Origin of the sequence: Micromonospora sp. NPDC005324 (assembly GCF_040607155.1) — a bacterium.
Taxonomy (GTDB): domain Bacteria; phylum Actinomycetota; class Actinomycetes; order Mycobacteriales; family Micromonosporaceae; genus Micromonospora; species Micromonospora trifolii.
Map to the genome: position 1 here is coordinate 1 of NZ_JBEXGE010000003.1, position 24,805 is coordinate 24,805.

General features: G+C 72.4%; 21 protein-coding genes and 5 tRNA genes. 14 read left to right on the forward strand and 12 right to left on the reverse strand.

Translation table 11 applies throughout. The features are described from left to right. Window positions 1-107: 107 nt before the first annotated feature. Window positions 108-182: transfer RNA gene (locus ABZS40_RS03805), tRNA-Val, on the reverse strand. A 26-nt stretch (window positions 183-208) separates the two neighbouring features. Beyond that, window positions 209-281, reverse strand: a tRNA-Gly gene (locus ABZS40_RS03810). Window positions 282-428: 147 nt separating this feature from the next. On the opposite strand from ABZS40_RS03810, the gene ABZS40_RS03815 reads away from it, so the two are divergent. Both ABZS40_RS03815 and ABZS40_RS03820 read left to right on the forward strand, forming a co-directional pair. Beyond that, window positions 429-671 (forward strand): DUF6458 family protein, encoded by a 243-nt coding sequence (locus ABZS40_RS03815; protein WP_091400768.1) that lies wholly within the window; start codon window positions 429-431, stop codon window positions 669-671. 431 nt (window positions 672-1,102) lie between these two features. Next, window positions 1,103-1,594 (forward strand): winged helix-turn-helix domain-containing protein, encoded by a 492-nt coding sequence (locus ABZS40_RS03820; protein ID WP_354942076.1) that lies wholly within the window; start codon window positions 1,103-1,105, stop codon window positions 1,592-1,594. A 62-nt stretch (window positions 1,595-1,656) separates the two neighbouring features. Here ABZS40_RS03820 and ABZS40_RS03825 read toward each other — a convergent pair. The 3 genes from ABZS40_RS03825 to ABZS40_RS03835 all read right to left on the reverse strand — a co-directional run bounded on the left by ABZS40_RS03825 (window position 1,657) and on the right by ABZS40_RS03835 (window position 1,922). Continuing rightward, window positions 1,657-1,731, reverse strand: a tRNA-Val gene (locus tag ABZS40_RS03825). Between the two features lie 13 nt (window positions 1,732-1,744). After that, window positions 1,745-1,815, reverse strand: a tRNA-Cys gene (locus tag ABZS40_RS03830). Between the two features lie 34 nt (window positions 1,816-1,849). Next, window positions 1,850-1,922, reverse strand: a tRNA-Gly gene (locus ABZS40_RS03835). 387 nt (window positions 1,923-2,309) lie between these two features. On the opposite strand from ABZS40_RS03835, the gene ABZS40_RS03840 reads away from it, so the two are divergent. Beyond that, on the forward strand, window positions 2,310-2,912 hold the full coding sequence (locus tag ABZS40_RS03840) for a TetR/AcrR family transcriptional regulator (protein ID WP_354941610.1): 603 nt from the start codon (window positions 2,310-2,312) through the stop codon (window positions 2,910-2,912). An 82-nt stretch (window positions 2,913-2,994) separates the two neighbouring features. Continuing rightward, complete coding sequence (locus tag ABZS40_RS03845) at window positions 2,995-3,576, forward strand: TIGR03086 family metal-binding protein (protein WP_354941612.1); 582 nt, start codon at window positions 2,995-2,997, stop codon at window positions 3,574-3,576. A gap of 120 nt (window positions 3,577-3,696) precedes the next feature. Here the strand turns inward: ABZS40_RS03845 and ABZS40_RS03850 are convergent, their stop codons facing one another. Continuing rightward, window positions 3,697-4,830 carry an alkane 1-monooxygenase gene (locus ABZS40_RS03850; RefSeq protein ID WP_354941614.1) on the reverse strand — a complete coding sequence of 378 codons (1,134 nt, stop codon included), beginning with the start codon at window positions 4,828-4,830 and terminating at the stop codon, window positions 3,697-3,699. A gap of 220 nt (window positions 4,831-5,050) precedes the next feature. Here ABZS40_RS03850 and ABZS40_RS03855 point away from each other — a divergent pair, with 220 nt between their 5' ends. After that, window positions 5,051-7,981, forward strand: coding sequence for a M36 family metallopeptidase (locus tag ABZS40_RS03855; RefSeq protein ID WP_354941616.1), 2,931 nt, complete (start codon window positions 5,051-5,053; stop codon window positions 7,979-7,981). A gap of 92 nt (window positions 7,982-8,073) precedes the next feature. Here ABZS40_RS03855 and ABZS40_RS03860 read toward each other — a convergent pair whose 3' ends face one another. Further along, window positions 8,074-8,967, reverse strand: a complete 894-nt coding sequence (locus tag ABZS40_RS03860) for a hypothetical protein (RefSeq protein WP_354941618.1) — start codon at window positions 8,965-8,967, stop codon at window positions 8,074-8,076. Between the two features lie 150 nt (window positions 8,968-9,117). Between ABZS40_RS03860 and ABZS40_RS03865 the strand changes: the two genes are divergently transcribed. The 5 genes from ABZS40_RS03865 (at window position 9,118) to ABZS40_RS03885 (ending at window position 13,699) form a co-directional block, all read left to right on the forward strand. Beyond that, complete coding sequence (locus tag ABZS40_RS03865) at window positions 9,118-9,786, forward strand: 50S ribosomal protein L11 methyltransferase (protein WP_238678834.1); 669 nt, start codon at window positions 9,118-9,120, stop codon at window positions 9,784-9,786. Window positions 9,787-9,795: 9 nt separating this feature from the next. After that, window positions 9,796-10,986, forward strand: coding sequence for a cytochrome P450 (locus tag ABZS40_RS03870; protein WP_354941620.1), 1,191 nt, complete (start codon window positions 9,796-9,798; stop codon window positions 10,984-10,986). Window positions 10,987-11,010: 24 nt separating this feature from the next. Beyond that, on the forward strand, window positions 11,011-11,859 hold the full coding sequence (locus tag ABZS40_RS03875; protein ID WP_354941623.1) for a polysaccharide deacetylase family protein: 849 nt from the start codon (window positions 11,011-11,013) through the stop codon (window positions 11,857-11,859). An 89-nt stretch (window positions 11,860-11,948) separates the two neighbouring features. Then, entirely contained in the window at window positions 11,949-12,881 is a 933-nt protein-coding gene (locus ABZS40_RS03880) for an ATP-binding cassette domain-containing protein (protein ID WP_354941625.1), read from the forward strand. Beyond that, complete coding sequence (locus ABZS40_RS03885) at window positions 12,878-13,699, forward strand: ABC transporter permease (protein ID WP_354941627.1); 822 nt, start codon at window positions 12,878-12,880, stop codon at window positions 13,697-13,699. The genes ABZS40_RS03880 and ABZS40_RS03885 overlap by 4 nt, the downstream gene beginning before the upstream one ends. A gap of 36 nt (window positions 13,700-13,735) precedes the next feature. Here the strand turns inward: ABZS40_RS03885 and ABZS40_RS03890 are convergent, their stop codons facing one another. The 4 genes from ABZS40_RS03890 to ABZS40_RS03905 are packed head-to-tail and all read right to left on the reverse strand — an operon-like array spanning window position 13,736 to window position 17,897. Further along, window positions 13,736-14,413, reverse strand: a complete 678-nt coding sequence (locus ABZS40_RS03890; protein WP_354941629.1) for a response regulator transcription factor — start codon at window positions 14,411-14,413, stop codon at window positions 13,736-13,738. Beyond that, entirely contained in the window at window positions 14,413-15,984 is a 1,572-nt protein-coding gene (locus ABZS40_RS03895; RefSeq protein ID WP_354941631.1) for a histidine kinase, read from the reverse strand. Before ABZS40_RS03895 ends, ABZS40_RS03890 begins: the two co-directional genes overlap by 1 nt. A 54-nt stretch (window positions 15,985-16,038) precedes the next feature. Further along, entirely contained in the window at window positions 16,039-16,764 is a 726-nt protein-coding gene (gene bioD / locus ABZS40_RS03900) for a dethiobiotin synthase (protein WP_091400737.1), read from the reverse strand. After that, on the reverse strand, window positions 16,761-17,897 hold the full coding sequence (locus ABZS40_RS03905) for an 8-amino-7-oxononanoate synthase (RefSeq protein WP_354941633.1): 1,137 nt from the start codon (window positions 17,895-17,897) through the stop codon (window positions 16,761-16,763). The genes bioD and ABZS40_RS03905 overlap by 4 nt, the downstream gene beginning before the upstream one ends. 134 nt (window positions 17,898-18,031) lie before the next feature. Here ABZS40_RS03905 and bioB point away from each other — a divergent pair, with 134 nt between their 5' ends. From bioB to ABZS40_RS03920, 3 genes are read left to right on the forward strand one after another with little or no spacing between them, the layout of a single operon-like run. Next, the gene (gene bioB, locus ABZS40_RS03910) at window positions 18,032-19,027 is read left to right on the forward strand and encodes a biotin synthase BioB (RefSeq protein ID WP_354941635.1); all 996 of its coding nucleotides are present in this window, start codon (window positions 18,032-18,034) and stop codon (window positions 19,025-19,027) included. 5 nt (window positions 19,028-19,032) lie between these two features. Then, window positions 19,033-19,224 (forward strand): hypothetical protein, encoded by a 192-nt coding sequence (locus ABZS40_RS03915; RefSeq protein ID WP_354941637.1) that lies wholly within the window; start codon window positions 19,033-19,035, stop codon window positions 19,222-19,224. Window positions 19,225-19,228: 4 nt separating this feature from the next. Then, on the forward strand, window positions 19,229-19,735 hold the full coding sequence (locus tag ABZS40_RS03920; RefSeq protein ID WP_354941639.1) for a GNAT family protein: 507 nt from the start codon (window positions 19,229-19,231) through the stop codon (window positions 19,733-19,735). A gap of 93 nt (window positions 19,736-19,828) precedes the next feature. Here ABZS40_RS03920 and ABZS40_RS03925 read toward each other — a convergent pair whose 3' ends face one another. After that, complete coding sequence (locus ABZS40_RS03925; protein ID WP_354941641.1) at window positions 19,829-22,732, reverse strand: glycoside hydrolase family 9 protein; 2,904 nt, start codon at window positions 22,730-22,732, stop codon at window positions 19,829-19,831. A gap of 432 nt (window positions 22,733-23,164) precedes the next feature. Between ABZS40_RS03925 and ABZS40_RS03930 the strand changes: the two genes are divergently transcribed. Next, the gene (locus ABZS40_RS03930) at window positions 23,165-24,730 is read left to right on the forward strand and encodes an aldehyde dehydrogenase family protein (protein ID WP_354941643.1); all 1,566 of its coding nucleotides are present in this window, start codon (window positions 23,165-23,167) and stop codon (window positions 24,728-24,730) included. Window positions 24,731-24,805: the final 75 nt, after the last annotated feature.

The window sequence follows — 24,805 nt, forward strand, 5'->3', positions numbered from 1 at the left end:
GCCACTCGATACGACGAAGCACGCGCCTGGCCACAACACGCCAGAGCCGTCGAACCCCTCACAGCTTGACGCAAAAGCCCTTGGGCTGTCTGATCTGCCTGCAGAGATGGTGGGCGATACTGGGTTTGAACCAGTGACCTCTTCCGTGTCAAGGAAGCGCGCTCCCACTGCGCCAATCGCCCGTGGCGGCCCCGTGGGGCCCATCGCGAGCGGACGACGGGATTCGAACCCGCGACCCTCACCTTGGCAAGGTGATGCGCTACCAGCTGCGCTACGTCCGCACGTCCCCGACAAGCGCCGGTGACAGGTCAACTCTACCCGATGCCAAGATCGCTTGGCACGGCACCCTGACCGGTCGCGGTTGCGCTGGCCCCAGCCGGGGTATTTAAGGGCTCGACAGCGCACCACACCCCCCTAAGGAGGCTGTCGTGGGTATCGGCACCAGCATCTTCCTGATCGCGCTCGGCGCGATCCTCACCTTCGCACTGGACGCGAGCGTTGGCGGCATCAACCTCGACGTGGTCGGCTGGATCCTGATGGGCGCCGGCGTGCTCGGCCTGATCATGACCACGCTGATCTGGGGTCGCCGCCGCCAGGTGGTTACCACCACCGAGCAGCCGGTGGAGTACCGCCAGGTCGAGGAGCGGCGGGACATCGCTCCACCGCTGTGACAGGGCCGCTTCCATCGCTGGCGGAGCCGCCAGATCAACGTGCTTGACGGGCCGGCCGCCTCGCCGAAGGCGGCCGGCCCGTCAGCAACGCGATCGGTGGCAGCGCAGGAGGGATGCGTTCGGCGCGTCGAGTCGCTGAACTGCCGGCGATCGCCGCGAGAACGCGCGGGACGCGCTAGTCCAGGCAGGTGAGCGCGACCTCGGCGTACCGCGTCAGCGCCGCCCGGTCCGGCTTGATGGCACCCATCACCCGCAGGCCCTGGAGGCTTTAAAGGCGAGCGCACGGCCCGGCGAGCCCGAGTGGATCACGGGGCGGCGGCCCGCCGGAAACCATTGACTACGGGGTTCAGACAGCGTTGTCTTTTACTGGCGCCTGGGGAGGTACGACAGTGATCGACGATGTGTCCCTCGTGTTCTGCGTGACCGCCGACGTGTCGGTGCGCGAGCGGATGGTGCGGCGCCTGGACGGTCTCGGCACCCTGGTGATCTGCACCGACCTCGCGGAGTTGCAGGCGATGATCGGCGGGCCGGTCATCAGCGGGACGGCGCGACTCCCCATTCCCACCACGGCGTCCACCCCCGCTCCGGCCGCCGCCGCAGCCGCTCCAGCCGTGGCCGTGGCCGGCCAGATCAACTTCGGTGACCTCACCATCGACCCGCTCGACCATCGGGTGACGTGGCGCGGAGAACCGCTGGCCCTGACCCGACTCGAGCGCAACCTGCTCACCCAACTCGCCACCGCACCGGTCGGAGTCTGGACGTACCAGCGTCTCTTCGAATCGGTCTGGGGCTGCGCGTTCCTCGGCGACACGTCGACCCTGCACTCGGCCGTGAAGCGGTTACGTCGCAAGCTGCACGCCGCCGACGACGCCCTGCGCGTGCACACGGTGCGGGGCATCGGCTACCGGCTCAGCGTCGACTGACAACCGTGGCACCACGAGCGAAACGGCTCGTCACCGGGTTTCCGGTAACGAGCCGTTTCTCTTGGTGGGCGATACTGGGTTTGAACCAGTGACCTCTTCCGTGTCAAGGAAGCGCGCTCCCACTGCGCCAATCGCCCGTGCTTGTTGCCGAGGTGGGGACGGGATTTGAACCCGCGTACACGGCTTTGCAGGCCGTTGCCTCGCCTCTCGGCCACCCCACCGAGGTTGCCCCCGTCATGCGTGGCGGCAGCTCCGAGCGGACGACGGGATTCGAACCCGCGACCCTCACCTTGGCAAGGTGATGCGCTACCAGCTGCGCTACGTCCGCACGCCCCCGGACGTTCCCGGGTGACGGATGAGAACTTTAGCCGAGCCGGTGTTGGACTGCCAACTCGGGGTCGCCTCGGCGCGTCAGGGGTGGCTGGGGCTGGACCGGAGCCACTGTCGGCGGGCTTCCTAGGGGGCTGACCCGGTTCCTGAATCCAGCACGGACCGTCACACTCCGAGATTCCTCGGCAATGATCGTCATCATCGCGTCGCATGCCCGACCATCGACGTCTCGGCGACCTGACACTGGGCAGCGGACCTCGACGAACACTCTCCGTGGAACGACCGACGCCACCTGAAAGAAGTGTCCGGCTTCCGACTGTCACCGCGCAATTCGGCACGCGGTGGTAACTGTTCGTGTTCGGTCGGATGGGCTACGGTAACGGTCGTGACGAGACGTGCGGCCGAGATCCGCCTGGATGCCCTGCTGCGCACCGCCTGCGACGTGATCGTGGAGCGCGGTCTGGCCAACACCCGGACGGCGGACGTGGCGAATGCCGCGGGCGTGAGCCAGGCGTTGGTCTTCTACCACTTCGCCACCAAGGAGCGGCTGCTCGCGCAGGCCTTCGCGTACGCGGTCGAGCAGGATCTGGCCCGGCTGGACGCGGTCACCCGCTCCTCGGCCGCACCGCTGACCAAGCTCCGCCGGATCCTCAAGCTCTACACCCCCGCCGGGCGGGCGACCTCCTGGTCGATGTGGATCGACGGCTGGTCCGAGTCGCTGCGTACCCCCGAGGTGGAGAAGGTCTCCCGCCGGCTCGACCTGCGCTGGCGGCAGGACCTGGCGGCGGTGATCACCGCCGGGGTGGCCGACGGCACCTTCCAGTGCGCCGACGCCGACGGAGCCGCCTGGCGGATCAGCGCGGTGATGGACGGCCTCGCCGTTCAACTCGCCGTGCACGACCGGGTGATCTCCCGCCGGCAGTTCGGCGAGTGGGTCCGGCTGGTCACCGCCCGAGAGCTCGGCCTGGACCCGGCTGACCTGGACTGAGCTGGGCGAGCAGCACCAATCCCGCACACCAGGCCGGGCAAAACGGACTCGGTCCGCCCCGCCGACCGGAACAATCGGCAGCATGGATCTCCTGGAGGCGTACCGCCGGAGCCTGGCCGAATTCATCGACCGGGTGGACCAGATCGAGCCCGGCCAGTGGTCCGACCCGACACCCTGCTCGGACTGGGACGTCCGCACGCTGGTCAACCACGTCGTGACCGAGGACCGGTGGAGCGTTCCGCTGCTCGCCGGCCGGACCATCGACGAGGTCGGCAACCGGCTCGACGGTGACCAGCTCGGCGCCGACCCGATCGCGACGGCTCGGGAGGCCGCCGCGCAGGCCGAGATCGCCGCCACCCACCCCGGCACCATCGACCGCACCGTGCACCTCTCCGGCGGCGACACCCCGGCCACCGAGTACCTCCAGCAACTCCTCGCCGAGCACCTCGTGCACGGCTGGGACGTGGCGGTGGCGATCGGCGCGCAGCCACGGCTCGACCCGGACGCGGTGCACGCCGCCGCCCAGTGGTTCGCCGGCCAGCTCGACTCCTACCGGCGCAACAACCTGGTCCACACCGGGGTGCAGGTGCCCGACGACGCCGACGAGCAGGACCAGCTACTGGCCGCGTTCGGCCGCGACCCCGACTGGGCGCCAAGCGACTGACCACGCGCAGCGTGCGAAGCGACCGACCACGCGCAGCGTGCGAAGCGACCGACCACGCGCAGCGTGCGAAGCGACCGACCACGCGCAGCGTGCGAAGCGACCGACCACGCGCAGCGGTGGTCAGCTCCGGCGGTGGACGTTGGCCCGCGTCCGGTCGCCGTCGTAGTGGGCGAGCACCCGGTGGTCCATCACCCGGCGCCACAGCGGTGGCACCAGCGCGACGACCACCATGGTGGCGTAACCGGCTGGCAGCCGGGGCGCGGCGTCAAAGCTGCGCAGCGTCTGGTAGCGGCGGAGCGGGTTGGCGTGATGGTCGCTGTGCCGCTGGAGCTGGAAGAGGAAGACGTTGGTGACCGTGCGGTCGCTGTTCCAGCTGTGCCGTGGGTCGACCTTCTCGTAGCGGCCGGCGACGGTGCGCTGCCGGGCCAACCCGTAGTGCTCCAGGTAGTTGACCACCTCCAGCAGAGAGAAGCCGACCACCGCCTGGAGCGCCAGGAACGGCAGCACGCCGGGGCCGAAGGTCACCGTCAGCGCCGCGTACAGCACCAGGGTCATGGCCCAAGCGTTGAGCACGTCGTTACGGTGGGTCCAGGGTGACCGGCCACGGACGCGGAACCGGCTGGTCTCCAACCGCCAGGCCGAGCGCAGGCTGCCGAAGACGGTACGCGGCCAGAACGCCCAGAAGCTCTCCCCCAGCCGGGAACTGGCCGGATCCTCCCGGGTGGCGACGCGCACGTGGTGGCCCCGGTTGTGCTCGACGTAGAAGTGCCCGTAGCCGGTGGGCGCCAGGGCCACCTTGGACAGCCAGCGCTCCACACGTTCCCGCTTGTGGCCCAGCTCGTGGGCGGTGTTGATGGCGATGCCGTTGACCACGCCGACCGTGGCGACGAGGCCGGCCGCACCGGCCATGGAGAGCCCGTCGCGGGTCCACACCGAGCAGCAGAGCACCAGGGCGGCGTACTGAGCCGGGAGGTAGAGGTAGGTGAGCCACCGGTAGTAGCCGTCCGCCGACAGCCGGGGGACCGCCTCTTCCGGTGGGTTCTGCCGGTCGTCGCCGCGCAGCAGGTCGAGCACCGGGATCAGGCCGAAGACGACGATCGGGGTGAACCACCAGGCCCAGGCCCCGCCGCCGGTCCGCCACAGGGCGAAGCCGACGAAGGGCAGCGTCGGCACGAGCAGCGCCAGCGGCCAGAGCGGTCTGCGCGGGTCCTGCCACGCGCCGGGCTCGACGGTCCGATCGGCATCGACGGCCATGGCCAACCTCCGCTCTCAGGTCCTGCGTCGACTCTGGCAGCCGACCCGCACTTTTACAAGAGTTAGGGTTTTGTAAAGTCGACTTATCTCGATCTGTTGGCGTGGCGGCGGCCCGGGACCTTGCCGCGACCTCGACAGACTGATATCCACAGATGCGTATGCGTTACCGCGCAGCGACGGCCGGCGACCGCCGGCCATTCCGCTCCCACGAGGAGGTCCCGTGCCACAACCGGAGTGGTCACCCCCGATGAGCCGGCGTCGACGCCGGCTCATCGCCATCCTGGCGACGACGGCGACGGTCGCCGCGCTGCTCCCCACCGGCGTGAGCACCGCGGCCCCCACCGGCGGCGCGGCGTCCGCCGAGCGCCGGTCCGGGCCGTTCGCCGAGGGACACGCGCCCGCCGACGCCGACAATCGCACCGGTACGGCGGCACCCGACGCCCGCCAACGCGGCCTGGCCCGCGCCGTCGACCCCGACGTCCGGTGGAACCGGCTCGGCACCCCGCAGGCGCTCGGCCCCGGCCGCACTCCGCTGGCCAGCGGGCTGCCCGCCGACCCGGAGGCCGCCGCCCGCGCCTACCTGGCCGCCAACCACCACCTGTTCGGGATGGACGCCGCCACGGTGGCCAGCATGGAACGGGTGCTGGTCCGGCCGATCGGCAGCGGCACAGTGGTCACCCTCCGGCAACGCTTCGGCGACCTGCCCGCCGGGCCGGACGGCCTCGTCACCCTCGCGGTCGCCGACGGCGCGGTGCTCTCGGTCAGCTCCTCGCTGGCCCGCAACACCGGCACGCCAGCGCCGGCCACCCGCACCGCCGAGCAGGCGTACGCTGCCGCGCTCGCCGACGCCGAGCTGACCGCCGACGCGGTGGCCAGCCACACCATCCGGTCGGTGGCCGTGCCCACCCCGCTGGACGGGCCTCGGGCCGCCTACGAGGTGACCATGATCGGCGCTGACACCGAGCACCCGGCCGCATTCACCAGCTACGTGGACGGCAGCACCGGGCAGGTGCTGGTCCGCGAGGACCTCGTCGACTTCGACTCCGACAACCCGAGCTGGGCGGTCTTCCCGGCCACCCCGCCCCGCGACCTCGGCCCCGGGCAGGACCCCCGGGTGCGCTGGTGCGGCGACCCGACCCCCGGCTGCCAGGCCGCCTTCCGCGACCCGGCCACCGGCCAACCGTGGGACGTCGACGCGGCCACCGGCACGCCGACCTTCACCTCGCGCGGCAACTCGGCCAACACTGTGCTGTCCTGGGGTGCGAACACCCCGGTCGTGCCGGCAACCACCAGCCCGGAACGCCGCTACGAGTACCCCTTCACCGACCAGTGGCACCAGGCCCGGTGCAACCCGGGGGTGTTCACCTCCGCCCAGCGCAACGACGCGGACGCGTCGATCGCCAACCTCTTCGCCATGCACAACCGGATGCACGACTGGTCGTACCAGCTGGGCTTCACCGAGTCGGCGTGGAACCTCCAGGCGGTCAACCTCACCCCGTCCGGCCTGGGCGGTGACGCCGAGCAGGGCCGCGCCCAGCAGGGCGCGCTGACCGGCAACCGGAACAACGCCAACCAGGGCACCCCGCGCGACGGGCTGCCGCCGACCACCAACATGTACCTCTGGCAGCCGCAGGCCGGCGGGCCGTACCCGCCGTGCGTGGACGGCGACTACGACATGACGGTGATCGGTCACGAGTACACCCACGCGATCACCAACCGGATGATCGCCGGCCCGGACAGCGGGATCAGCGGCCACCAGGGCGGGTCGATGGGTGAGTCCTGGGGCGACCTGCTCGCCGCCGAGTACCTGTTCCAGCACGGGCTGCGCGCGCCCGGCGAGACGCCCTTCATCACCGGCGGCTACGTCACCGGCAACCTGGTCAGCGGCATCCGCAACTACGACCTGAGCCGCAGCCCGCTCAACTACTCCGACATCGGCTACAACACCGCCGGCCCGGCGGTGCACGCCGACGGGGAGATCTGGGGCGCCACCAACTTCCGGGTCCGCTCCGCCCTGGTGAAGCGGTACGGCCTCGGCACCCCGCAACGGCAGCTCGACTGCGCTCTGGGCAAGGTCGCGGCCGATCAGTGCCCGGGCAACCGGCGCTGGTCACAGCTGGTCTTCGACTCGTTCCTGCTCCAGGCCGCCAGCCAGGTCAGCATGCTCGACATGCGCGACAACATGCTCACCGCCGACCTGCTCCGCTTCGGCGGCGCGAACCAGGACCTGATCTGGGCCGAGTTCGCCCGCTCCGGAATGGGCCGGGACGCCGCCACCAACGGTGCCGGCGACACCGACCCGACGCCGAGTTTCGCCTCGCCGCGCGGTGGCAACGCGACGCTCACCCTGCGCCCGCGCGGGGACAGCGCCGAGGCGCCGATCCGGGTGTACGTAGGAGCGTACGAGGCGCGGGCGGTGCCGGTGGCCGACACCGACCCGGCGACGCCGATCCCGGACACCGTCGAGATGGTGGCCGGCACGTACGACCTGCTCGCCGTGGCCCCCGGCTTCGGGCACCAGCGGCTCAGCGCGGTCGCCAAGGCCGGTCAGGACGGGTACGTCGACCTGCGGATGAGCCGCAACCTCGCCTCCAGCGCATCCGGCGCCACCGTCACCGGCGACGGGGTCAACCTGGACCGTGTCGTCGACGACACCGAGGCGACGAACTGGGCGTCCCTGGACGGGGTCGCCGGCCGGCAGCTCACCGTGGCGCTGCCGGGCGACGCCCCGCAGACGGTCAAGCGGGTGAACGTCAGCGCGATGCTGCGCCCGGCGATCACCGGCGACGCCGACACCGGCGCCCAGAACGCGCTCAGTGCTCTGCGCTCGTTCGCGGTGTCCGCCTGCAACGCGACGACCACCGACTGCGCGGATCCGACGCGTTGGCAGCGCATCTACACCAGCGCGGGGGACGCGTTTCCCGGCGGGGCGTACCGGGCGTACAGCCGCGACATCAACCTCCGGACGTTCGCGGTGCCCACCACCCTCGCCACCCACCTGCGCGTCGAGGTCCTGGCGAGCCAGTGCACCGGTGGCCCGAGCTACGCGGGCGAGCAGGACGACGACCCGGCCACGACGACGGACTGCGCGACCGCCAGCCCGGCCCGGAGCCAGGTCAGGATCGCCGAGTTCCAGGCGTTCTCGAAGTGACACAGTGGGGCCGGCGGACATCCGCCGGCCCCACTGCCCCCGATCATCCGCCGGCCCACGGCCCCCGATCACCGGCCGGCCCACGGCCCCGATCAGCGGTGCGCTCGGCGCCAGGGGTCGGCGACGGCCGGGCGCTCCCAGCGCCGGTCCACCGGGGGGTCGTCGCCCCCGTCGGCGTCCCCGGCCGCGGCCCGGGTCAGGTGGCGCAGCCGCAGCAGCAGCCCCACCCCGAGGAAGAGCAGCAGCCCGCCGAGCAGGAAGGCGACCTGCACCACGCCGAACGCGCCGGACTGCGAGACCGGGCGGTTGGCCGCCGGTGGCGCGGCGTCGGCCGGGTACTCCGCGACCGGCTCCTCCGTCGCCGTACTGTCGCCCTCGGCCGGCGCGCTCGCGGATTCGGTGGGCTTCGGCGGGGTCGCCGTCGGCTTCGGCGTACCGGTCGGGGCACCGCCCACTCCCACCACCGAGCGGGTCGCGGTCTGCCGCGCCAGCAGGCGCAGGTTGGCGTCGTACGCCTCGGCGGCGAGGGTGACCCGCCCCTGGGTGACGTCCTCGGCGAAGGCCACCCGGTAGCGGGCCGTGACGGTGCGGCCCGGGCAGAGCGTCCCCGGGTCCAGCTGCCGGTCGGTCAACCGGGCCACGTCACCCTCGGTGCGGATCTCCAGCGGAAAGTCGCCGGTCTCCTCCACCCGGTCCATCTTCACCTGGTCGAGCCGGAGGCCCCCCTGCACGCTGAGCACCATCGACCAGCGCACCTTCGCGCACCTGGCGCGCCGGTCCGTCTGGGAGACCACAGCGGAGATCGTCCGCACCTGCTCACCGGCGGTGAACCGTCCCGGCAGGCCGCTCATCTCGGTGGTGAAGGCCGCCTGTGCCGGGGCGGCCACAGCCAGCTCCACCCCGCTCAGACAGGCCAGCACCACCCCTGCCCTCAGCGCATACCGCCACACCGTCACCACCGCCGTCCTCCGTTCGGTTGCCCCCACCCCGCAACGCTAGAAGCGGGGTACCGCGCCGACCAGACGGGTGTGTTCGCACCGGACGGCAAGGACGGGGTGGCTTTTCACCGACCGTGGTGAACCGGTCACCGGTCCCCCGCGACACGCCGCGAGTCGGGCCGCTGGGAGAATCGCGCCGTGTCCGAGCTCTCCAGCACGTTCGTCCGGCTGCACGCCCGGCTGGCCCCGGTCCCCTTCGTTCCCGAGGTGCGGCTGCACCAGGCGGACGAGCCGATCGGCCTGTGGGAGCTGACCGAGGGCGAGTTCTCCAGCGACCGGCCGCCGCCGTTCTGGGCGTTCGCCTGGGCCGGCGGGCAGGCCCTCGCCCGCCACGTCACCGACCACCCGGAGCTGGTCGCCGGCCGGCGGGTGCTCGACCTCGCCTCCGGCTCCGGCCTGGTGGCCATCGCCGCCGCCCGCGCCGGCGCGGCGTCCGTGCGGGCCGTCGAGGTGGACGAGCTGGCGGTGGCGGCGGTCGCCCTCAACGCCGAGGCCAACGGTGTACGCGTCGACGCCGAGTTCGGCGACATCCTCGACGGCGACGCCGGGGACGCCGAGGTGGTGCTCGCCGGAGACGTCTTCTACAGCGAGGCGATGGCCCGCCGGGTCCTGCGGTTCCTGCTGCGCGCCGCCCGGGCCGGCGCGCCGGCGCTGGTCGGTGATCCCGGCCGGGCGTTCCTGCCCCGGGACCGCTTCGACGAGGTGGCCGCGTACGACGTGCCGGTGCCGGAGGCGCTGGAGAGTGTGCGGGTGAAGCGCACCACCGTCTGGCGGCTGCGGGCCGGGCTGCCGGGAGCCTCCGGCTAGCGTGTCCGGGTGCTGTTCCGCAGCTGGGCTCAGGTGGCCGACCCCGCATGGCCGGACGTGGCCCGGGTGCCGGACCACGTCGGCGGCACCCACCTGGTCGTGACCCGGCACGCGTTGGTCCGCCAGGTCCTCGCCGACCCGGTCACCTACCGGCCGGACAACGCGCTGGACGCGGTGACACCGATGCCGGTGGCAGCGCTGCGGGTGCTCGCCGGGCACCGGTTCCGGCTGCCGCCGACCCTGGCGAACAACTCGGGCGTCAGCCATCCGCAGATCCGGGCGATCGTCGCGGAGGCGTTGCACCCCGCCCGGGTGGCCGCGCAGCGGCAGTGGCTCACCGCGCTGGTCCGGGACCGGGTCGCCCGGATCGACGCCGCGCTCGACGCCGGCGAACCGGTCGACCTGTACGCGGACCTCGCCGCCGACCTGCCGCTGCTGGTGCTGGCCCGGCTGGTCGAGCTGCCGGACGCGCCGGTCGGCGCGGTCAAGGAGTTCGCTCGCGCCGCCCTGGAGTTGTTCTGGGCACCACTGGACGCCGACCGGCAGGTGGCGCTCGCCGCCGAGGTCGGCCGGTTCCACCAGGTACTGCGTGACTTCGCGGTCGTCGGTGGCGGGTTGGCCGCCGAGCTGCGTGCGGCCGGGCACCCACCGGATGTGGTGGTCGGCGCGCTCTTCTTCCTGTTGGTCGCCGGGCAGGAGACCACCTCGCAGTTCCTCACCCTGCTGCTGCACCGGCTGGCCGGCGAGCCTGCGGTCCGGGCCGGCCTGCGCAGCGGCGAGGTCGCGGTGGCCGACGTGGTGGAGGAGGGGTTGCGGCTGGAACCGCCGATCGTCACCTGGCGGCGGGTGGCGACGACCGAGAGCACGCTGGGCGGCACGCCGGTGCCGGCGGGCAGCAGCCTCGTGCTGTGGCTGGGCCGTGCCGGTCGGGACCCGGCGGTCGTGGAGTCGCCCGACGAGTTCCGTCCGGGCCAGCGTGGATCACGCCGACACCTGGCGTTCGGGGCGGGCGCGCACCGCTGCGTCGGGGACGTGCTGGCCCGGATGGAGGCGGCCGTGGTGGTGGCCGAGGCCGCGCCGCTGCTGGACGGGGTGACAGTGCTCCGTCCGCCCTGGTGCCCCGACAATCTCACCTTCCGGATGCCGGACGCGTTCGTGGTCGGCCGCTCCCCCGGGGTCACCGGGCTGACCGGATCCTGACATCCGCTGGGTATGTTTCCGGGCGTGTCAGCCATCCCCACCCGTCGGATCCCTGCTGTCGTAACGCTTCTGGCCCTGCTGGCGTTGAGTGCCTGCACAGTCGGCCCCGGTCACCCGGCGCACGCTCGGCAGATCACTGTGGCCCAGCCGACACCGTCCGCACCGGCGCCGACCCCCTCGGCCTCGCCGTCGGTGACCGCGAGACCCGCGTTCAAGAGCCTGGCCTGGTACGTCTCCCAGGTGCCGACGTTTCCCGAGGCGCCGCTGCCGCAACCGGTGCCGCTGCCCGCGACCGGTTCGGCGGCGTTCTGGCACCGCCTGCCGACCGACCAGAAGGTCGCCTTCATCACCATCGACGACGGTGGACTGGCCCGCCCGCCGGAGGTGATCGAATTCATCTGGCAGGCGCGCATCCCGGTCACGATGTTCCTCACCTCGCCGGCGGCGGCCGAGCACACCGACTACTTCCGGCAGATCGAGGCGGTGGGTGGGGTCGTGGAGAACCACACCATCACGCACAACTCGCTGGCCGGCCGGTCGTACGACTACCAGAAGCAGGAGATCTGCGGTGCCGCCGACAGGTTGGAGGGGCTGTTCGGCAAGCGGCCCACCCTGTTCCGGCCACCTTTCGGTGAGCAGGACAGCACCACGCTGAAGGCCGCGCACGACTGCGGCGCGAAGGCGGTCTTCCACTGGACCGGGACCGTCCACGAGGGGAAGGTGCGCTACCAGACCCCGGAGAAGGTGGTCCAACCCGGCGACGTGCTGCTGATGCACTTCCGACCGGCGCTGATGGACGACCTGCTCGCGGCGTTGAAGGCGATCCACCGGGCCGGGCTCACCCCGGCGCTGCTGGAGCAGTACGTACGGTGAGCAGCCCGCCACCGGCCTGACGAAAGTCAGGGGTGGGTGGTGCCGTTCGGGCGCGGTGCGACGGCAGGCCGCTCGCCTAGCGTCAGCGCATGATCACATTACGTGGGTTGACGAAACGGTTCGGGTCGACAGTCGCTGTCGACGCCCTGACCGTCGACATCGCGCCCGGCCGGGTCACCGGCTTCCTCGGCCCCAACGGCGCCGGCAAGTCCACCACCATGCGGATGATCCTCGGGCTGGACCGTCCCACCGCCGGGCAGGCCCTGGTCGGCGGGCGCGCGTACCGGGAGTTGCGCCGGCCGCTGCACGAGGTGGGAGCGCTGCTCGACGCCCGGGCCATCCACCCGGCCCGGTCCGGCCGGGCACACCTGCGGGCCATGGCACACAGCAACGGTGTTCCGATCCGTCGGGTCGACGAGGTGCTGGACACCGTCGGGCTGGACGGGCGGGCTGCCGCCAAGCCGGGGCGGACGCTGTCCCTCGGCATGGGCCAACGGCTCGGCATCGCCGGCGCGCTGCTCGGCGACCCGCCGGTGCTGATGTTCGACGAGCCGGTGAACGGCCTCGACCCGGACGGGGTGCGCTGGGTGCGGCAGCTGATGCGCTCGCTGGCCGACGAGGGACGGACCGTCTTCGTCTCCAGCCACCTGATGAGCGAGATGCAGCTCACCGCCGACCAGCTCGTGGTGATCGGCCGGGGGCGACTGCTCACCGACGCGCCGATCGGCGAGGTGATCGCCCGCAGCACCGTCGCGGTCCGGGTCCGCAGCCCACACCCGGACGGGCTGGCCGCCCTCGCCGCGCGCCTCACCGCGGCCGGGGCGAGCGTCGAGGCGGCCGACCGGAACGAGCTGACCGTCACCGGCGCCACCGCCGACCAGGTCGGCGACCTGGCCCACGAACTGGGGGTACGACTGCACGAGTTGAGCGCGCACGCCGCTTCGCTGGAACAGGCGTTCATGGAACTCACCGCCGACAGCGTCGAGTACGCCGGCGGAACGACCGAGGGTGGGCAACGATGAGCGCGCAGACCGACACGGACAGCCGTCCCGCCATCGCACCGGCCGCAGGTGCGCCGGGCGCCTTCCGGGGTGCCGTGGCCGCCGAGTGGACCAAGCTCTCCTCGGTGCGGAGCACCTGGTGGACGGCGCTGGCCGGTCTGCTGGTGATGGCCGCCAGCGCCGGCCAACTCGCCATCTACGCGGCGAACGACAACACCAACGACGACCCGACCGACGACCGGGGGATCGTCACCGTCGGCAGCGTGCTGATCGACTCGGTCGAGCTGACCCAGTACGTGGTGCTGGCGCTGGGCCTGCTCGCGATCACCGCGGAGTTCACCAGCGGCACCATCCGCACGACGCTGCAGTGCACCCCGTCCCGTGGTCGCGTACTGCTGGCGAAGGCCGCGGTCGCCGGAGCGGTCACCTTCGCGCTCGGGCTGCTGCTCGGCGGGGTCGGCGCGCTGGTCGCCCGGCCGGTGCTCGGCGAGTGGGGCAGCGCCCCGGCCGCCGCCACGATCGTCGACATCGTCTCGGTGGCGGCCTACCTGGCGCTGGTCGGCGTGCTCGCCCTGGGCCTCGGTGCCGCGCTGCGCAGCGCGGTGCTCACGCTCACAGTGCTCCTCGCCACCCTGATGATCGTGCCGCTGTCCCTTCAGGAGCCGGACATCGACGTGCTGAACCGGATCGCCGACGTGTTCCCCGGCGTGGCCGGCGGGCACTTCCTGGCCGGCGACAGCGCGCCGTACCCGAGTCTGGTCGGGCTGCTCCTGCTGGCCGGGTGGGCGGGCGCCGCGCTGCTGCTGGGCCGGGCCGCACTGCGCCGCCGCGACGCGTAGAGCGTGCACCGAGCGGGGCTCGTCGGAGGCCCCCGCTCAGCCGTCGACCAGCCCCGCCTCGTACGCCAGGATCGCCGCCTGCACCCGGTTGCGTACGTCCAGCCGGGTGAAGATGCTGGTCAGATAGCTCTTCACGGTGCCCTCCACGAGGTGCAGCCGGCGGGCGATCTCGGCGTTGGAGAGCCCCGCCCCGACCAGGGCCAGCACCTCCCGTTCCCGCTCGGTCAGCCCGGCCGTACGGTCGCGCGCGACGGGCCTGCGGGCCAGCCTCCCGGCACCCAGCTCGATCACCCGGCGGGCAACCTTCGGCGACAGGTACGCACCACCGTCGGCGACGGCGTGCACACCCGCTATCAATTCACGCGGGTCACCGGCCTTGAGCAGGAACCCGTTGGCGCCGTGCCCGAGCGCCCGGGCCACATGGTCGTCCTCGCCGAACGTGGTCAGCATGATCGTCGCGGTCTCCGGCACCACCCGGCGGATCTCGGCGGCGGCGGCCAACCCGTCCAGTCGCGGCATCCGGATGTCCAGCAGCGCGACCCGGGGTCGGTGGGCACGGACCAGCTCCACCGCCGCATGCCCGTCGCCGGCCTCCGCGACCACCTCGATGCCGGGGTCGCTGGCGAGGATGGCCCGGACGCCTGCCCGGATCATCGCCTCGTCGTCGGCCAGGACGACCCGGATCGGCGGCGCCCCGGCCATGTCGGTGTTCATTACGCGATCCACTCCTTGCTGACCAGCCGGCCATCGGTGAAACAGAGCCGCCAGGTCGGCGCGGCGAGGGGAAAGTTGCCGTCGGTGTAGTACTCGCAGCCGGCCGGGTCGACCGGTGTTGGGCGTTCCAACTGCCGCCGGGGCAGCCCGACCAGCTCGGACCGGCCCGCGCCGACGCGAAACTGGTCGAAGGTGGCGCGGTCCAGCACCGTCCCGGCGGTCGCCACCGGGTAGTAGACGAACGAGAGCACCAGGGCGAAACCGACCGGTGCGACGAGCGCCACCAGCAGGCTGCGCCGAACCCGCCGCCGGGCGTCGTGCAGCCGCCGCTCGGCGTCCACCGGCCGCTCCACCGGATCGGGCCGCTCGTCGGACCAGGGCGTCGGTCCGACCTCGGCCGCCGACCCGATCGCCTCGGGCGGCGGCGCGGTGGCCGGCAACACCGCCCGTACCGCGAACCCGCCGTCGGCCCGGTGGCCGGCGTCGAGCGTCCCGCCGGCGAGGCGGACCCGCTCGGCGAGGGCGAGCAGCCCACTGCCCTGCGACGGCGGGGTGGGCAGCGGCCCGGCCGGCGCGGCGTCGTTGACGACGGCCACCTCGACCCGGTCACCGTCGCGGGTGAGGCGCACATCGACCGGGGCGCCCGGCGCGTACCGGGCCGCGTTTGTCAGCGCCTCCCGGACGATCCGGTGCGCCGCGTGACCGGTCATCGCCGGTAGGTCCACGACCGCCGGGGCGGCCTCCAGCCGTACCGCCATGCCGGCCTCGCGGGCACCGTCGACCAGGTCGGCCACTGTCTCCCCGCTCGGACGCAGCGACGCGCCCGCCTCCTCGCGGAGCAACCCGATGATCTCGTGCAGTCGCTCGGTGGCGGCGGAGACGCTGGCCCGCAACTCCCCCGCCGCAGCCCGGTGCCGGTCGTCCAGGTCGGCGGCGACCTCCAGGGCGGCGGCGCGCAACGCGATCAGGCTGAGGTCGTGACCAAGCGAGTCGTGCATCTCCCCGGCGATCCGGGCCCGCTCACGCAGCCGGATCCGCTCGGCGGCGCCCCGCTGTTCGCGGGTCAGCGCGTCGACGTGCCGGCGACCGGCGTCGGCCAACTCCTGCTGCTGGCGGCGGTACCGGCCGACCAACCATGGGAACACGGCGGCAAAGAGCAGCACCGAGGCGAGCAGGAACCAGGTGGCCGCGCCGGCGCCGAGCAACCCCAGGTTGAGCGCCGTACCACCGGCCGTGATCAGCACGAAGACCATGATCGCCGGACCCACTGTGGCGCTGCGCCGCCCGGCGAGATAACTGAACACCGGAATGGCGAACACGAAGTTGCCATCGACCAACGAGCCGAGCACCGCCAGCACCAGGGCGACCAACGGCTGCCGTCGACTCGCCACCACCGCCGCACTCAGCACCAGCAGCTTGCCGACCAGCAGCGGCAACGTGTACGGCGAATAGGGCGGGCTGACCTCGGCGTAGCCCACCGGGGCGGCCACCACCGCCCAGAGCAGCACGTCGAGCAGCAGGCCACGCCGCCGGTGCAGCCAACCCGGCGGCGCGAAGTCGAGAATCCGCACGGCGGTCAGGCTACCCACGCCCGACCTGCGCGGACACCGACGAAAGTCAGGTGTTCAGCCGCTCTCCTCGGCCCAGACCCGCCAGTCGTCGAGCACGCCGTGCAGGGCCGGGGTGAGCCAACCCGGCGCGGACCGCCGGAACACACCAGGATCCATCGCGCCGGCGCCGTCGGGCAACGCGCCGAGGAGGTTCGGCACCAGATCGGTGAGGTTCGTCCAGTGCACCAGCTCCGGCCGGGCCGGCCAGGCACCGATCACCACACCGGCCGGCACCGCCCGACGGTCCAACGCCTCCAGTGTCAACGCGGTGTGGTTGAGCGTGCCCAACCCGGCGCGGGCGACCACCACCGCGGGCGCGCCGAGCGACACCGCCAGGTCGGCCATCGTCCACGGCTCCCCCGACGGCCGCAGCCCCATCGGAACCAGCAACCCGCCCGCGCCCTCGATCAACACGAGGTCGTGCTTGTCGGCCTCCGCCCGGACGGCGTCCACCGCCGCGTACAGCTCCAGCGGCGGCAGGTCGGCGACCCGCGCGGCGGCCAACGGGGCGAGCGGATCCGGATAGCTGGCCAAGGTCCGACCGGTCAGCGGCGCGGCCAGCCGGTTGACCGCGTCCACGTCACCGGGCTCACCGCCGGCCGTACCCGTCTGGCCCGGTTTGACCACCGCCACCCGCAGCCCGGCCGCCTGCGCGGCGGCCGCGATCGCCGCCGTCACCACCGTTTTGCCGACCTCGGTGTCCGTCCCGGTAACCAGCACCGACCCCGCCCACCCGGTCATGGAACACAGTCCACGATGACGTCCAGCGCCCGCTCGAACGCCGCCCGGGGCACCCCCGCGCTGATCGTGAGGCGCAGGCGGGAGCGGCTGTCCGGGGTGGATGGTGGCCGGAAACAGCCCACCGCGACGCCCCGGTCCCGGCAGTCGGCGGCCCAGGCGGTCGCCGCCTCCGGCCCCGGGGCGGTCACCGAGATGACCGCCGCGTCCGGTGCGGAGACGGTCAGCCCGGCCGCCCGCAGTCGACCGACCGCCAGCCCCACCCGGTCGGACAGCTCGGCGCGCAGGTCGTCGCCGGCCTGGGCGAGCCGAAGCGCGGCGTGCACACCGGCGGCGACCGCCGGCGGCAGTGCCGTGTCGAAGATGAACGTGCGCCCGGTCTCGACCAGGTGCCGGACGAACTCGGCCGGGCCGGCGACAACGCCACCCGCGCCACCGAGCGCCTTGGACAGGGTGGCGGTGACCACCACGTCCGGCTCGCCGGCCAGCCCGGTGGCCGCCACCGCGCCCGCGCCGGCCGGGCCGGTCAGGCCGAGCGCGTGCGCGTCGTCGACCAGCAGCAGCGCGCCGTGACGGCGGGCCACGGCGTGCAGCCGAGCCAGTGGGGCGAGGTCACCGTCGACCGAGAAGACCGACTCGGTCACCACCACCGCCGGGCGGCCGGGAGCGGCCGCGAGCGCGGCGGCGACCGCGTCGACGTCGGCGTGCGGAGTGACCACCGTCTGCGCACCGGAGATACGGCAGCCGTCGATCAGCGACGCGTGGTTGTGCGCGTCGGAGACGAGCAGCGTCCGAGGTTGGACGAGCGCCCGTAGCGCGCCGAGGTTGGCCAGGTAGCCGGAGGAGAAGACCAGCGCGCCGTCGGTGCTCAGCCAGCGGGCCAGGTCCTCCTCGAGAGCCCGGTGCGCGTCGGTGGAGCCCCGGACCAGGCGTGACCCGGTCGCCCCCAGCCCGTACGCCGACAGGGCCGCTGTGGCCGCGGCGATGACGTCCGGGTGGGTGGCGAGGCCGAGGTAGTCGTTGCCGGCCAGATCGGTCATCTGATCGTCGGCCGGGCGCGGATGCAGTCGCCTGGTCAGCCCGGCCTTCGCCCGCAGCTCCGCGCGGCGGTCGAGCGCCGCCAGCCAGTCCGCCACCGTCACCCTCCCCCGCTGTGCGTGCCGGTCAGCCCGACACCCGCCGGGCGAAATTACCACCCGCCGCCACCGGCCCGACGATTCCACCTCGGCTCGACCCGGGGCTCTCGCACAGGCCTAGTAGGGTACGACCCATGCCAGAGATCCTCGACCAGGCCCGGACCCAGGTCCTGGGTGACGGTGTCGGCCTCGATCAGGCCGGCATCCTCGCCGTGCTGAACCTGCCCGACGAGCACCTGCCCGCCGCTCTCCAGCTCGCTCACGACGTGCGGATGCGCTGGTGCGGCCCGGAGGTCGAGGTCGAGGGGATCGTCTCGCTCAAGACCGGCGGCTGCCCGGAAGACTGCCACTTCTGCTCGCAGTCGGGCCTGTTCACCTCGCCGGTGCGCTCGGTCTGGCTGGACATCCCGTCGCTGGTCGAGGCGGCGAAGCAGACCGCCGCGACCGGGGCGACCGAGTTCTGCATCGTCGCCGCGGTCCGCGGGCCGGACGCCCGGCTGATGAAGCAGATGCGCGAGGGCGTCGCCGCCATCAGGGCGGCTGTCGACATCCAGGTCGCCGCGTCGCTGGGCATGCTCACCAAGGAGCAGGTCGACGACCTGGTCGACATGGGCGTGCACCGCTACAACCACAACCTGGAGACCTGCAAGTCGTACTTCCCCAACGTGGTCACCACGCACTCGTGGGAGGAGCGCTGGGAGACGCTGCGGATGGTGCGCGACTCCGGCATGGAGGTGTGCTGCGGCGGCATCCTCGGCCTCGGCGAGACCGTCGAGCAGCGGGCCGAGTTCGCCGCGCAGCTCGCCGAGTTGAACCCGCACGAGGTGCCGCTCAACTTCCTCAACCCCCGCCCCGGCACTCCGCTCGGCGACCGCCCGGTGGTGGAGGGCAAGGACGCGCTGCGGGCCATCGCCGCGTTCCGGCTGGCCATGCCGCGCACCATCCTGCGGTATGCCGGTGGGCGCGAGATCACCCTCGGCGACCTCGGCACCCGCGACGGTCTGCTCGGCGGCATCAACGCGGTGATCGTCGGCAACTACCTGACCACGCTGGGTCGACCGGCGACGGCCGACCTGGAGCTGCTGGACGAGTTGAAGATGCCGGTCAAGGCGCTCTCCGCCACGCTGTGACGACCATGACGACGACGGAGCTGTGGTGCGACCGGTGCGGTGAGTCGGCGACGGCCACCGCCCACCCGGCCTGCGCGTCGGCCCGCCAGTTGGAGCCGCCCCGGTTCTGCCTCCGCTGTCGTCGCCGGATGAAGGTGCAGGTGCTGCCGGTGGGCTGGTCGGCGGTCTGCGTCGAGCACGGCGAGATCAGGGGCTGAGCCGGTGCTGCGAGGGCGGGCGGTGACACTACGACCGGCGACGGTTACGGACGTGCCGGCCCTCGCCGCGATCCGGGCCGACCCGGAGGTACGCCGGTGGTGGCGGGGCGGCGACGACCTGACCGACTCCGTGCGCGCCGACCTCGCCGACGACGACCTGCACGTGTACGCGATCGAGCACGACGGCCGGGTGATCGGCGCGATCCAGTGGTACGCCGAGGCGGACCCGGACTACCGGCACGCCAGCCTGGACGTCTTCCTCGACCCGGCGGAGCGCGGCGCCGGCCTCGGCGGTGACGCCATCCGCACCCTGGCCCGGCACCTGATCGACGAGTACGGCCACCACCGCTTCACCATCGACCCGGCCGCGGCGAACAGCGCCGCCATCCGGGCGTACGCGAAGGTTGGTTTCCGCCCGGTCGGGGTGCTGCGCCGCTACGAGCGCGGCGCGGACGGCCGCTGGCACGACGGCCTGCTGATGGATCTGCTCGCCGACGACCTGGTGGAGTGAGCGGGCGGCCCAACCAATGCGGCGCGACTTGCAGATCGTGGACAGTTACCGCCCGCGGAACGGTAACTGTCCACGATCTCGTCGCGGTGCCGGTCAGGCGATGGTGCAGGGGGTGTTGTTGACGGTGAAGGCTGTCGGTTTCGGGTTGGCGCCGCTGTACGTGCCGTTGAAGCCGAAGCTCACCGACGCGCCCGCCGCGATCGTGCCGTTGTAGGACAGGTTCGTGGCGGTGACCGCCGCGCCGCTCTGGCTGATCGTCGCCGACCAGCCCTGACTGACGCTCTGCCCACCGGGGAAGCTGAACCGCAGGGCCCAGCCGTTGATCGCTGTGGTGCCGGTGTTGGTGATCGACACGTTGGCGGTGAAGCCGCTGCCCCAGTCGGTGGTGGCGTACCCCACAGTGCAGGTGCCACCGACCGGCGGGGCCGCGGTGGTCACCGCGACCGGCGTGGACGCCGCGGAGGTGTTGCCCGCCGCGTCCACTGCCACCACGTAGAACTGGTACGCCGTCGAGGCGGTCAACCCGGAGACCGCCTGGGTGGTGCCGGTCGGCGAGCCGGCCAGCACGTCGGTGGCACCGGCCTCGCGGTAGACCCGGTAACCGGTGACGCCCACGTTGTCGGTCGACGGGGTCCAGGCCAGTGTGAGCCCGGTGGCGGTGACTGCCGAGGCGACCGGCGTGCCGGGGGTGCTCGGCGCTGTGGTGTCGGCGGTGCCGGCCGGTGGCGTGGTCACGCTGAGCTTCGGCGAGGCGGCCGACTCGTTGCCAGCGCCGTCGCGCGCCACGATGGTGTACTCGAACGTCCGCTCCGGCAGCAGGGTGGTGATGGTGATCGAGTTCTCGGTGACCCGTCGGGTCGCCACCACGTCGTTACCGACCATGAACTCGCGGACGTCGTACCCGGCGAGGCCGCTGCCGCCGCTGTCCGTGGACGGCGACCAGGTCAGGGTGACCGACCTCGGCGTCAGCTGCGACGCCACCGGGGCACCGGGGACGGTCGGCTTGGTGGTGTCCGGTACGACCGGTCCCGGCTCCTCGCCCCAGACGCGGGTGGCGCCGGAGTAGAGCGGCACCTTCCGGTTGGGCCCGGCGGTGGCCTGGTACGACGGGTCGTTGGTCGGGTCCCAGGTGCCGCCCTCCGGCACGCCGATCTTGAACTGGACCTCCATCCGGTGCTGCGACTGACCCGCCGGGGCGATGGTGTGCCCGGCGCAGTCCACCTCGACGTACCAGATGTCGCCGCTGAACTGCTTGGCGGTGGTCGGGGACGGGCAGCCCTGCGTGTAGCCGGCGGTGACCTGCACTCCGCCGGTGCCGTCGGGCCGGAAGTAGTACCGGAACCGGCCGTCGGTCAGCGCGCGGGCCGGGAACGCGGACTTGTTGTAGACCATCACCTTGAGCCCGGTGGCCCGGGGTTCGGCCTGCGTCACAGTGGTCTCGACTGTCAGCTCGTCGATGTCCGGCGTCTCGGCGACCGGGAAGTTCGCCAGCGGCGAGCCGCCGTACTCGGAGGTCAGCCGGACCAGCGCGGACGTGAAGCCGGCGTTGTAGTCGGTGGCCACCTCGTTCATCACGTAGTCCGACCGGCTGTCGCTGTACGCGTCGTTGGCCGAGGACGGGCCGCCCACCAGCGCGCCGTAGAGGGTGTGCCGGGTCTCGACGGGCACGGTCTGGCTGTCCCACCAGGAGCCGTGCGCGGTGCGGTGGTGCGGGTTCTTCGGTGCGTTGGCGCCGAACCCGATGACGTAGCTGGAGTTGCGGGGGTTGTCGCCGAGCGCGTAGTTGATCTGCCGGACGGCGAAGTCGTGGTAGCGCGCCTTGCGGGTGGTGTCGGTGGTCCTGTCGCTGTAGACCAGCGCGGCGAAGGAGGTGTTCGCGGCGTAGCGCAGCGCGCCCCAGGAGTCGAGCACCGCCATCCCGCCCGGCGAGTACGGCACCCGCTGCCCGTTCACCCCGACGGTCCAGTAGTCCAGCCACCGGTTGGCGTCGTCGACGTACTTCTGCTTGCCGGTCAGGTTGGCCAGCAGCACGTACGCGCCGAACTGCTTGTTGTCCCAGGCGATGGTCCACTTGTAGGAGCGGGTGGTGGACTGGTTCTCCGTGCCGAGCTTGTCGTACTCACTCTCGGCCTTGGCCAGGTAGCTGGCCTCGCCGGTGGCCCGGTGCAGCCAGATCGCGGCCCAGACCAGCTCGTCCTGCCAGCCGCTCCACGAGCGGTAGAAGCTCGTGGCATCGGTGATGCACTCGTGGTAGGCCTTCCGCACCGTGTCGGCGAAGGTGTAGAGCTGCCGGGCGTGCCCGAGCAGCTTGTCCGCGTAGGTCGCGTCGGTGGGCCGGAACACCATCGAGGAGGCGGCCATCGCGGCCGCCGTCTCCCCCGCCAGGTCCGCGCCGCCACAGCTCGCATCGATCTTGTACGCGGGCCGCGCCATCGGCATCACCTCGGCCGGACCCCACCACTTGTGGTCGTCGTCGCCCTTGCCGACCTGCCCGTAGAGGACGTTGGCCGACGGGTGCGCCTTGATGAAGTAGTCGTTGACGAAGCGCAGGTTTTTGAGCAGGTGCGGCAGTTGCCCGGACGAGGTGTAGCCGCTGCGGTACTCGACGGCGCCCCAGGCGAGCATTGTGGCGCTGAACGCCATCGGGAAACCGAACTTGACGTGGTCGCCGGCGTCGTACCAGCCGCCGGTGAGGTCCACGCCCGCGCTGGCACCGTCGGTGAGCGCGCTGTCGCCGCGCCAGGAGACCCGGTTCCAGTCGGGCAGTCGACCAGACTGCTGCGCCTCGTAGAAGAGCAGCGACTTCTGCAACGCCTCGGCGTAGTTGTAGGTCGTCGCCGGCGCGGCGGGGGCGGGCGCGGACGGTGGCGCGGTCACCGCGAGGGACGCACCGGTGAGCAGCGCGACGCCGAGGGCCAGCAGCCGCCGCGGCCAGGGCTGGTCGGCGGCCGGCGACCGGCCGGGCTGGCCGCTGAACGGCCGGGTCAGGTGGCGCATGGCGGACTCCTGTCGGAGGCGCCGCCGGCGGTCGCACCGACGCGGGACGGCGTACGGGCGGCACGGCCACCGGCGACAGCGGGGTGGCGGTGTGACCACGGGCTATGGAAGCGCTCCCATGGATAACCGACAATGTAATGGGCGGGTCGTCGGTTGGGAAGCCTGCCAACCAGGGCCGACGCGCGCGGCACCGCTTCCGTACTAGCGAGTAACATTGCGGAGCATCTCACACCATCGACATACATCGATTGATGTTCGGCGTTTGCGCAGCTCACTGCGTAAGCATCCGGAAAGATGCTCGCGCTGTTCGAGCGCTTCGGCGGCCAGCCAGACAAACGTACTGTTGCTGACCCGCTACGAAGCGCGAGACAGTACCGCTCACCAGCGGTGCCGTCGACGCCGCCGCTCCCCGGTCAACCCTGAGGAGAAGCGATGGCACTACGACTCGCCGACGACACCGCCTGGACCGACATCCTGGCCCGCGCGGTGGCCGTCACCCCGGAGGCGTTCGGCGCCGAGGTCGACGGCGTCACCACCCTGCACAACCTGGTCGAGGGCGAATGGCGGGCGGTCGGCCAGCCCGCCGCGGTCCGCACCCCGGTGGACAACACAGTCCTCATCAACCTGCCCCGCCTCGACGCGACCACCGCGCGCACCGCTGTCGCCCACGCCGCCGCCGAGCACCGGACCTGGGCCCAGACCCCGCTGGCCGACCGCAAGGCCCGCGTCGCCGAGGCAGTGGACTCGCTCACCGCCCACCGCGACCTGCTCGCCCTGCTGCTGGTCTGGGAGATCGGCAAGCCGTGGCGGCTGGCCTGCGCCGACGTGGACCGGGCGCTCGACGGCGTCCGCTGGTACGCGGGCGAGATCGACCGGATGCTCGCCGACGGCCGCGAGCCGCTGCCCGGCCCGGTCAGCAACATCGCGTCGTGGAACTACCCGATGAGCGTGCTGGTGCACGCCGAACTGGTGCAGCTCCTGGCCGGCAACGCTGTCATCGCCAAGACCCCGTCCCAGGGCGGCGCGGTGTGCCTGACCGTCGCGCACGCGCTGATGCGCCGGGCCGGGCTGCCCGCCACGCTCGTCTCCGGCAGCGGCGGGGAGCTGTCCGAGGTGCTGGTCCGGGCACCCGAGATCGGCGCGGTGGCGTTCGTCGGCGGCCGGTCAAACGGCGGCAAGGTGGCCGCCGCACTGCTCGACAGCGACAAGCGGCACTTCATCGAGCAGGAGGGCCTCAACGCCTGGGGCATCTGGAACTTCTCCCAGTGGGACCTGCTCGCCACCCACCTCAGGAAGGGCTTCGAGTACGGCAAGCAGCGCTGCACCGCGTACCCCCGGTTCGTGGTGCAGCGCGACCTGGTCGACGAGTTCCTCGACATGTACCTGCCGGTCGTCCGCTCGGTCCGCTTCGGTCACCCGCTCGCCGTCGGCGACGACTGGGCCGCCGGCCACCCACTGCCCGAGCTGGACTTCGGGCCGCTGATCAGCGCGGCCAAGGCCGACGAGCTACGCCGCACCGTCGACGAGGCGGTCCGCGGCGGCGCGATTCCACTGCACCGGGGCAAGCTCACCGGCGCGCCGTTCCTGCCCGGGCAGGACACCTCGGCGTACGTGGCGCCGTCGGTGCTGCTCGCCCCACCCGGGCGGTCCCGGCTGATGCACGCCGAGCCGTTCGGTCCGGTCGACACGATCGTCGTGGTGGACACCACCGACGAACTGCTGGCCGCGATGAACGCCTCCAACGGCGCGCTGGTGGCCTCGCTGGCCTGCGACGACACCGACGAGGCCGGCAAGCTCGCCGTGGACCTTCAGGCGTTCAAGGTGGGCATCAACAAACCGCGCTCACGCGGCGACCGCGACGAACCGTTCGGCGGCCGGGGCGCCTCCTGGAAGGGCGCGTTCGTCGGCGGCGACCTGCTGGTGCAGGCCGTCACCGTCGGCGGCGACAGCCGGCTCTACGGCAACTTCCCCGACTACAACAGCTACCCCACCACCTGACAGCCCCCAACGGCAGAGGGCCCCCTGTGGACGCTCGGCGCACACAGCGGGCCCTCGTCCGCGCGTACCGTCGGG

Bases quoted from the DNA above. Each gene is read 5' to 3' on its own strand.
- ABZS40_RS03845 (WP_354941612.1), top strand. From the start codon at position 2,995: ATGGATCTCCTGGAGGCGTACCGCCGGAGCCTGGCCGAATTCATCGAC.
- ABZS40_RS03850 (WP_354941614.1), bottom strand. From the start codon at position 4,830: ATGGCCGTCGATGCCGATCGGACCGTCGAGCCCGGCGCGTGGCAGGAC.
- ABZS40_RS03880 (WP_354941625.1), top strand. From the start codon at position 11,949: ATGATCACATTACGTGGGTTGACGAAACGGTTCGGGTCGACAGTCGCT.
- ABZS40_RS03885 (WP_354941627.1), top strand. From the start codon at position 12,878: ATGAGCGCGCAGACCGACACGGACAGCCGTCCCGCCATCGCACCGGCC.
- ABZS40_RS03890 (WP_354941629.1), bottom strand. From the start codon at position 14,413: ATGAACACCGACATGGCCGGGGCGCCGCCGATCCGGGTCGTCCTGGCC.
- bioD (WP_091400737.1), bottom strand. From the start codon at position 16,764: ATGACCGGGTGGGCGGGGTCGGTGCTGGTTACCGGGACGGACACCGAG.
- bioB (WP_354941635.1), top strand. From the start codon at position 18,032: ATGCCAGAGATCCTCGACCAGGCCCGGACCCAGGTCCTGGGTGACGGT.
- ABZS40_RS03915 (WP_354941637.1), top strand. From the start codon at position 19,033: ATGACGACGACGGAGCTGTGGTGCGACCGGTGCGGTGAGTCGGCGACG.
- ABZS40_RS03925 (WP_354941641.1), bottom strand. From the start codon at position 22,732: ATGCGCCACCTGACCCGGCCGTTCAGCGGCCAGCCCGGCCGGTCGCCG.
- ABZS40_RS03930 (WP_354941643.1), top strand. From the start codon at position 23,165: ATGGCACTACGACTCGCCGACGACACCGCCTGGACCGACATCCTGGCC.